Source organism: Collinsella sp. OF02-10 (assembly GCF_003463445.1).
Taxonomy (GTDB): Bacteria; Actinomycetota; Coriobacteriia; order Coriobacteriales; family Coriobacteriaceae; genus Collinsella.
This window is the reverse complement of record NZ_QSCW01000010.1, coordinates 43,123-52,287: the sequence shown is the minus strand read 5'-3', so window position 1 is coordinate 52,287 and position 9,165 is coordinate 43,123. Positions and strand designations below refer to the sequence as shown.

Genomic DNA, 9,165 nt, shown 5'->3' with positions numbered 1-9,165 from the left:
CGACCATCGCGGTCGACGCCCTTTCTTATTGGCGGTTATAAGCCCCAGCGCTTATTTGTTGACCTGGCCGGCGCGGACGGCAGCCTTCTTGCGGTCGGTGGCGTTGAGCAGACGCTTGCGCAGGCGAATGTTCTTAGGAGTGATCTCGACCAGCTCGTCGTCGGCGATGTACTCCAGCGCCTCCTCCAGCGAGAAGGTGCGGGGCGGCACCAGCTGAACGGAGATATCGGAGGTCGAGGAACGCTGGTTGCCCAGGTTCTTGGTACGGGCGATGTTGACGACCATGTCGCCGGCCTTGCTGCGCTCGCCCACGATCATGCCCTCGTAGCACTCGGTGCCCGGCTCAACAAACAGCTGGCCGCGCTCCTGCAGCGTGCCCAGGGCGTAGGCAACGGCCTTCTCGGTGGTCATGGAGATCATGGCGCCGTTCTGACGGTTGCCGATCTCGCCGGCGTAGGGACCATACTCCAGGAAGGTGTGGTAGAACACGCCCTCGCCGTGGGTGACGTTCATGATGCGGTTCTTAAGACCCATGATGCCGCGGGTCGGGATCTTAAACTCAAGGTGCGTCACGATGCCCGAGGTATCCATGCTCGTCATGATGCCGCCGGAGGTACCGAAGACCTCAACGACCTTGCCCGAGTACTCGTCCGGGCACTCGACGACGGCCTGCTCGACGGGCTCCATCTTGTTGCCGTTCTCGTCCTTCTTAAACAGAACGCGAGGACGGCCAACCTGGAACTCAAAGCCCTCGCGACGCATGGACTCCATCAGAACGGACAGGTGCAGGATGCCGCGACCCGAGACCTCGACGCCGCTCTTGTCCTCGAGCTCCTCGATCTTCATGGTTACGTTGTTCTCGGCCTCGTTGAACAGGCGCTCCTTGAGCTGACGGGCGCCCACGATGTCGCCGTCGCGACCGACGAGCGGGGAGGTCGAAGCCTCAAAGACGATGGACAGGGTCGGCGGGTCGATCTCGATGGGCTCGAGCTCGACGGGGTTCTCGGGATCGGTGTAGACATCGCCGATATCGGTGCGGTCGATGCCCACGACGGCAGCGATGTCGCCGGCGCCGACTTCCTGGCACTCGGTGCGGCCCAGGTAGTCGAAGGTAAAGAGCTGTTTGACGGTAGCGGTGGCGCTGGAGCCGTCGTTCTTGACAACCAGGATCTGGTCGCCCTGGTGGATGGTGCCGGAGTACACGCGGCCGATGCCGATACGGCCGACGAAGTTGGAGTGGTCGATGGTCACGCACTGCATGGCGAGCGGGGCGTTCTCGTCAACCTCGGGTGCGGGCATGTCGTCGATGATCATGTCGAGCAGCGGGTACATGTCCATGTTGCCGTCGTTGGGGTCAAGGCGGGCAAAGCCATTCATGGCGCTGGCGTAGACCACGTGCTCCATGGCGAACTCGAGCTGGTCGTCGGTGGCACCCAAGTCGGCCATGAGGTCCAGGCAGTCGTTGTAGGCCTTCTCGGGGTTGGCGCCCGGACGATCGATCTTGTTGATGACGATCATGATCTTAAGGCCGGTATCGATAGCGTGACGCAGCACGAAGCGGGTCTGGGGCATGGGACCCTCAAAAGCGTCGACCAGCAACAGGGCGCCGTCGGCCATACGCAGCACGCGCTCGACCTCGCCGCCGAAGTCGGCGTGGCCCGGGGTGTCGATGACGTTGATCTTAACGTCCTTGTACTCGATAGAGATGTTCTTGGCGAGAATCGTAATGCCGCGCTCGCGCTCCTGGTCGTTAGAGTCCAGGACGCGGTCCTCGACCTGCTGGTTGGCACGGAAGGCGTCCGTGGCACGCAGGAGCTTGTCGACCATCGTCGTCTTGCCGTGGTCGACGTGGGCGATGATGGCGATGTTCCTCAGATTGTCTACGCGCATGTAGTTCCCCTATCTTCTATCCATATACAAACGGCACGCGTATGCGACCCGCCCAGCGATACAACGCTCAGCGGGAATATTGAGCCTTTTACCGAAAACTCGTTTATTTTAGCGATTTTAGATAAGAGGGGTTTCCTCACCTGCAGGTTCAGGGTCGCTCCACATAAAACCATCGCCGGCACCCATGCCCTCATACAGCACGTATGCCGAAAAACCGCTCTCGAGCGTGGTTTCGAAGAAGCTCACGAGCAGAGCATCGTGATAGCCGCCGTCAATCTCGACGCAGCCGGTGTAGCCGATGGCATAGCGGGCGATACGGCCCAGGCCCTCGTCCTTAAGACCCATCTTGTGCTCGGAGATAAAGTTGGTGGCAGCCTCCAGGCATGCCTCCTCGCCATCTTCGTCGAGTGCGGCCAGATAACGGTTGGAAGCGGCGTCCTCAATTGCCACAACCACGCCCGGGTTCTCGCCCGCGGCCAGGTCGTCCAAGAAGGCGCCAATCAGATCGCACACCATGGCGTCGAGCTCGGCGGAGACGTTACCGGCGTCCTGCATATCCTGTGCCATCTTTAGACCTTCCCATCGAATCCGGCGTCGTTACAGTTCTTGTGCCTCAGCAGCGATCTTGGCGGCAGCGTCGCGGGCGTGCATCATATCCACCGCACGCTTGTCGAGCACCTTGATCTGACTGGTCAGCATTACCGCGTCGACCACGCCCCAGATCACCAGGCCCGTAGAGATCGAAAACCCAAGCGCACCAACTGTACCACGAAGGCGCGAGCAGATTGCCGCGACAAGGGCGGAGATGACAACCATCTTGATAAACGAGCCGCGGCGCTCGCGAAGCGTACGGGCCTGTGTCACATAGGCGAGGCGGGCCGCCTCGGATGCTTCCGAGCGCATCTGGGCTTCACGCGCGATGGCGGCCGCCTCAGCCGACATGCCGCCGGCCATCAGCGAACGCTCCGCAACCTGGACGCCCCGCATTTAGAAGTCATCGGGGGAGAGCGTATGGACGAACTCGTCGAACTTCTCGAACTCCTGCTCGTCGTCGACTTCCTCGGCATGGGCAGAAACGGTGCCCAGGCGATTCATGATGTCGTCCTCCACAAACATGGGAGCATTGCTGCGCACGGCAAGGGCGATGGCATCGCTGGGGCGGGCATCGATCTTGCGCTCGTCACCATCGGCCAGTACGACAATCGTCGCGTAAAACACCGGCGGCTCGGCGCGAACTATCTCGATGCGCTCGAGTTTGGCGCCCAAGGCGTCAACGGTATCGAGCAACAGGTCATGGGTAATCGGGCGCTCGGCGCGACCGCTATCGATGCCGCGGCTGATGGCAGCAGCTTCAAACGAACCAGTCTGAATGGAAAGGGAACGCAGCGGCGCGGGCGAGTCCGATTTGCTGCAGCGCTCGCGAAGCACGATAAGCGATGGCACGGGACCGGCGGCCATGACGATGGTCTCTATGTCGACACGAACCATGGAACACCTCCGGTACGTAGCGGTTAACACGCGGCAGCCCGCCGCATTGAATAGCTATACTACCCAAACTTTCGCACAGCACACAAAATCAAAGTAGTCTTTTTGGGACGGGGCTCTTTTGACTACTCCAGCAGGTAAGAAAAAAGCCCCGAGGAAACCCTCGAGGCTCTTCACAGTTTTGATGGTGGACCTGACAAGATTCGAACTTGTGACCTCCCGGTTATCAGCCGGACGCTCTAACCAACTGAGCTACAGGTCCATCATGGTGGAGGTTAGGGGGATCGAACCCCTGACCTCAGGCTTGCAAAGCCCGCGCTCTCCCAGCTGAGCTAAACCCCCACGGAGACAGTAATAAACACCCCAGCGGCGACTCGGCTCTCGCTGGGGTGTTTATTGCGAAAGAAAGTGGTGGACCTGACAAGATTCGAACTTGTGACCTCCCGGTTATCAGCCGGACGCTCTAACCAACTGAGCTACAGGTCCATCGCGCAAGGGATATATTAGACGAGTCGTTACGCGCGCGTCAACAACTTTTTTGAAAATCTTTGGGAGGGATGGTCGCTGGGCCGGCGAGATGGTTTTGGTTTGCTGCTCGGACAGTCCTGCGCAAGACGAAGGCCACATTAAGTGGCCTTCTTTGCGTGCGGAACTCGCGACAAACCAAAACCATCTCGCCGGCCCAGCGACCATGGGATCCCAAGGTTTTCAAAAAAGCGGTCGGCGCGCAGTGCGCCGACCGCCGATATAAGGGGTCTGATGATTTTTACCAGCTAGGGCCTCTTACTCGTCTAGGAGATCCTCTGGCATGTCGTTGCCGTCGCCTAGATCGACAGGGGCTTCTTCGGGGGCAGAGCCGTCTTCCGTGGCTTCGCCTTCGGGCTTCTCTTTGGCTGCTGTCATGCGGGCTACGGCGCATACGCGGTCGTTATCGTCGACGGTCATCATCTTGACGCCCTGGGTGGCGCGGCCGGTCTGGCTGATCTCGTCGGTCTTGACACGAATGACCGTCGCGCCCTCTGTCACGATGAACAGCTCGTGCTGCGGGCCCACCGTCTTCATGGCCGCGAGGTTACCCTTACGCTCGGTCATTTGGATGGTGTAGACACCCTGGCCGCCGCGATTCTGCTCCGGGTAGTCCGCAACCGGCGTGCGCTTGCCGTAGCCGCGCTCGGTGATGACGAACAGATCGCCGTTGCCGTTAGTGACTTCCATGCCCAGAACGCTCACGCCGTCCTTCATACCGATACCGCGAACGCCGCTGGTATCGCGGCCGGTGGCGCGCACCTGCTCCTCGGAGAACATGATCGCCTTGCCCGCGGTGGTGGCCAGGATAATCTTGTCGCCCTCGCACACGCGGCGCACGTTCAGCAGCGCGTCGTCGTCACGCAGGTTGATAGCGATCAGGCCATCACGGCGGCTGCGGTCATATGCGCTCATCACGGTCTTCTTGACCATGCCACTCTTGGTGGCAAACATCAGGTACTCGTCGGCCGGGAACTCGCGGCAGCTGATGACGCTCGCGATCTTCTCGCCCTCCTCGAAAGGCAGCAGGTTGACGATCGCGGTACCGCGCGCCTGGCGCGTACCCACCGGCAGCTCGTGCACCTTCAGACGATAGACCTTGCCCTTGCTCGAGAAGAACAGCACGTACTCGTGCGTGGACGCGATGAACATCTCATCGATGACATCGTCCTCTTTGAGGTTGACGCCCGACACGCCCTTGCCACCGCGCTTCTGGGCACGGTAGGCGGCCACCGGAATGCGCTTGACATAGCCGGTGTGGGTGATGGTCACGACCATATCCTCGTCGGCGATGAGGTCCTCGACATCCAGGTCCTTCTCAACCTGGCTGATCTCGGTGCGGCGCTTGTCGCCGAACTTCTTGGAGATCTCGCGCATCTCTTCCTTGATGACGCCCAGGATCTTCTCCTCATGCGCCAGCAGGTCCTCGTAGTAGGCGATGGCGCGGCGCAGGCCGTCCAACTCTTCCTGGATCTTGTCGCGCTCCAGGCCGGTCAGGCGGCGCAGCTTCATCTCGAGGATGGCCGTGGTCTGCTCGGGCGTAAAGCCAAAGCGCTCGATCAAGCGGCTGCTGGCCTCGGAGTCGGTCTGCGAGGAGCGGATGATGCTAATGACCTCGTCGATATGGTCGAGAGCCATCAAGTAGCCCTCAAGGATATGCGCGCGGGCCTGGGCCTTCTTAAGGTCGAAGCGGGTGCGGCGGGTGACGACGTCGACCTGGTGGTCGATGTAGTGCTGCAGCATCTCGCGCAGGCTCAGGCATTTGGGAACGCCGTTGACGAGCGCCAGGTTGTTGGCGCCGAAGGTCGTCTGCAGCGAGGTGTACTTATACAGGTTGTTGAGCACGACCTGCGGAATGACGCCCTTCTTGAGCTCGATGACCAGACGGATGCCCTTCTGGTTGGACTCATCGCGCATGTCCGAGATGCCCTCGATGCGCTTGTCGTTGACGAGCTGGGCGATCTTCTCCTGCAGGGTGCCTTTGTTGACCATGTAGGGAATCTCGGTAAAGACCAGGCGGCTGCGGCCGGTCTTGGTGGACTCCACGTGTGCCTTGGCACGCACGGTAATGGAGCCGCGGCCGGTCTCGTAGCTCTGCTTAATGCCGGCGCTGCCCATGATGATGGCGCCGGTGGGGAAGTCCGGACCGGGCATGATCTGCATGAGCTCGTCGACGGTGGCGTCGGGGTTGTCGATCAGGTAGCAGGTGGCCTCGATCGCCTCGGTGAGGTTATGCGGGGCGATGTTGGTGGCCATGCCGACGGCGATGCCCTGGCTGCCGTTGACCAGCAGGTTGGGGAAGCGCGCAGGCAGCGCCACGGGCTCGGCGAGCGATTCGTCGTAGTTGGGCTGCCAGTCGACGGTATCCTTCTGCAAGTCACGCAGCAGTTCCATGGCGGGCTTGGCCAGGCGGCTCTCGGTGTAACGCATGGCCGCCGCGCCGTCGCCGTCGATGTTACCGAAGTTGCCGTGACCGTCGATGAGCGGCGTGCGCATGGAGAACCACTGCGCCAGGCGAACCATGGCCTCGTAGACCGCGAAGTCACCGTGCGGATGGTACTTACCGATAACTTCGCCGACCGTCCAAGCGGACTTCTTGTGCGGGCGGTTGGGGTAGATGCCGCTCTCGTTCATCGCGTACAGGATGCGGCGGTGCACCGGCTTTAAGCCGTCGCGCACGTCCGGCAGGGCGCGCGCCGTGATGACCGACATCGAATACTCGATGAATGACTGCTTCATCTCGCGGCCAAACTCCGAAATCTGGAGCTGGCCGCCGTTTATATCCTCGCCGGCCGAGGCGCCACGATCGACTTCGCCAAAGCTCTCCTCGAGCTCACCGTCGTCGTCCTCTTCCTCGTCATCATCGGCATCGGGGTTATAGGCGTCAGGATCGCCGTCCTCGCCCTGCTCAGCACGGGCAAGCAGGCGCTTCAGATCGTCGGGCATGCCGGCATCGCCGGCCTCGCCCATACCCTCGTTATTGTTGATATCGTCTGCCACGTTACCTCCTCATGGTTTGCGTGGTCCATTAATCATCCTGCCACGGAGACGGCTTTTCCAGGTGCCGCAGATTCGCTCGAAAGAGGAGGGAAGCGTACTTGGGTACGCGACCGACGATTGAGGACGAAGGTGCGGTGGCTGGGAAAGCCGAACAGGTTAGGCGTCTAAGAAGCGCGCGTCGTGCGCGTGTTTTTCAATGTACTCGCGGCGATAGCCGACCTCGGAACCCATCAGCTCGCGCACGGCGCGGTCCGCCACCACGGCATCCTCGATCGACACGCGCTGCAGGATGCGGGTCTTGGGATCCATCGTCGTCGAGGCAAGCTGCTTGGGGTCCATCTCGCCCAGGCCCTTGTAGCGCTGGACGGTATAGCCCTTGCGCTTCTTGGTGATCTTGCCGTCCTTGGCCTTGCCGTCCTCGTCGTTGTCGTCGGGGTTCAGGCCCAGACTCTGGATGGTGTCGCGCAGGATCTCGTCTTCGGGCTGGCGGCCGTTGGGATACACGTAGTGGATCTTGTTGCGCACCTTAATGCCAAAGATGGGCGGGCAGGCAACATAGACGTAGCCGGCATCGATCAGCGGACGCATGTACTTGTAGAAGAACGTCAGCAGCAGGATGCGGATATGCGCACCGTCGACGTCTGCATCGGTCATGATGATGATCTTGTGGTAGCGCGCCTTGGTGATATCGAAGTCGCCGCCGTCGCCGGCACTCGTCGTGACGCCGCAGCCGATCGCGGTAATCAGCGACTGGATGGTGTCACTCGAGAACGCGCGATGGTCACCAACGCGTTCGACGTTCAGAATCTTGCCACGCAGGGGCAGAATCGCCTGGATGTCTCGGCGACGGCCGTCCTTGGCCGAACCGCCTGCCGAGTCGCCCTCTACGATGAAGAGCTCGGTCAGCTCGGCATCGCGCACTGAGCAGTCAGCGAGCTTACCGGGCAGGGACGCCGTCTCGAGCAGGCTCTTGCGGCGGGTCGCCTCGCGCGCCTTGCGGGCGGCGTTGCGCGCCTTGCAGGCCTGTTGCGCCTTCTTGACGATCTCGCGGGCGGGCTTGGGATGCTCCTCCAAGTAATCGGCGAGGCCGTCGGTCACGATCTTGAGCGTGAGCGCGCGCATATAGGAGCTACCGAGCTTGGCCTTGGTCTGCCCCTCAAACTGCGGATCGGGCAGCTTGACCGAGATAACGGCCGAAAGGCCCTCGCGCACATCGTCGCCGGTCAGGTTGGCGTCTTTTTCCTTGAGCAGGTTCTGTTTGCGCGCGTAGTCGTTGATCACGCGGGTGAGCGCGGTGCGGAAGCCCTCAAGGTGCATGCCGCCCTCGGGAGTGTAGATGTCGTTGGCAAACGACATGACGTTCTCGCCGTAGCCGCTATTCCACTGCAGGGAAACCTCGACCTCGCCCATCTTGGCCACGGGAGCGTCCGGGTCCGATTTGCCCTCGATGTAGATGGGCTCCTTAAAGGCCTCGGGGACATCCTTGCCCTCGTTGAGGAACTTGACGAAGTCGATGATGCCGCCCTCGTAGCAAAACTCCTCCACGTGGGGAGTCGCCTCGCGCTCGTCGGTCAGCACGATCTTGAGGTTCTTATTGAGGAACGCTGTCTCCTGCAGACGGTTGTGCAGCGTATCGAAATCGTAGATGCAGGTCTCGAAGATCTCGTCGTCGGGCCAGAAGGTGACGGTGGTGCCCGTCGAATCCGAGGTGCCCACGACCTCCATCTTCTTGACGGTCTTGCCGCGCGAGAACTCCATCTCGTAGGTGTTGCCATCGCGACGAACCTGAACGACCACGCGCTTGGACAGTGCGTTGACGACGGAGATGCCTACGCCGTGCAGGCCGCCCGAGACCTTATAGGCCGAGTTATCGAACTTACCGCCGGCGTGCAAGATCGTCATAACGACCTCGAGCGTCGGGATCTTTTTAACAGGGTGCTCGTCGACGGGGATGCCGCGCCCGTTGTCGACGACCGTGATGGAGTTGTCGGCGTGGACCGTCACCTGGATCTCGGTGCAGAAACCGGCCATGGCCTCGTCGACGGAGTTGTCAACGATCTCCCACACCAGGTGATGCAGACCGCTGGCGCTCGTCGAGCCGATATACATGCCCGGGCGCTTACGAACGGCCTCGAGACCTTCGAGAATCTTAATCTCGCCGCCATCGTAATCGTTTTCGTTTGCCACACGTCCTCCTTCAGTCAAGAAAATGTGTACAGCCTTACTAGTTTATCGTAAAAAAATACCCTCGGGACCGAGGGTATT

General features: G+C 61.0%; 6 protein-coding genes and 3 tRNA genes. All 9 read right to left on the bottom strand.

Features of this window, described 5'->3' with window-relative positions; all coding sequences use genetic code 11:
- Positions 1–51: 51 nt before the first annotated feature.
- Positions 52–1,890, bottom strand: coding sequence for a translational GTPase TypA (gene typA / locus DXA43_RS06360; RefSeq protein ID WP_006235837.1), 1,839 nt, complete (start codon positions 1,888–1,890; stop codon positions 52–54).
- 117 nt (positions 1,891–2,007) lie between these two features.
- Positions 2,008–2,457: a hypothetical protein gene (locus tag DXA43_RS06355; RefSeq protein ID WP_089572580.1), complete on the bottom strand. Its 450-nt coding sequence runs from the start codon at positions 2,455–2,457 to the stop codon at positions 2,008–2,010.
- Positions 2,458–2,487: 30 nt separating this feature from the next.
- Positions 2,488–2,877, bottom strand: coding sequence for a hypothetical protein (locus DXA43_RS06350; protein ID WP_117584034.1), 390 nt, complete (start codon positions 2,875–2,877; stop codon positions 2,488–2,490).
- Positions 2,878–3,378: a bifunctional nuclease family protein gene (locus tag DXA43_RS06345; RefSeq protein ID WP_117806592.1), complete on the bottom strand. Its 501-nt coding sequence runs from the start codon at positions 3,376–3,378 to the stop codon at positions 2,878–2,880.
- Between the two features lie 182 nt (positions 3,379–3,560).
- Positions 3,561–3,637, bottom strand: a tRNA-Ile gene (locus tag DXA43_RS06340).
- Between the two features lie 4 nt (positions 3,638–3,641).
- Positions 3,642–3,717, bottom strand: a tRNA-Ala gene (locus DXA43_RS06335).
- Positions 3,718–3,784: 67 nt separating this feature from the next.
- A tRNA-Ile gene (locus DXA43_RS06330) sits at positions 3,785–3,861 on the bottom strand.
- Between the two features lie 297 nt (positions 3,862–4,158).
- Positions 4,159–6,870, bottom strand: coding sequence for a DNA gyrase subunit A (gyrA, locus tag DXA43_RS06325; protein WP_199580541.1), 2,712 nt, complete (start codon positions 6,868–6,870; stop codon positions 4,159–4,161).
- 186 nt (positions 6,871–7,056) lie between these two features.
- On the bottom strand, positions 7,057–9,087 hold the full coding sequence (gene gyrB / locus DXA43_RS06320) for a DNA topoisomerase (ATP-hydrolyzing) subunit B (protein ID WP_117769723.1): 2,031 nt from the start codon (positions 9,085–9,087) through the stop codon (positions 7,057–7,059).
- Positions 9,088–9,165: the final 78 nt, after the last annotated feature.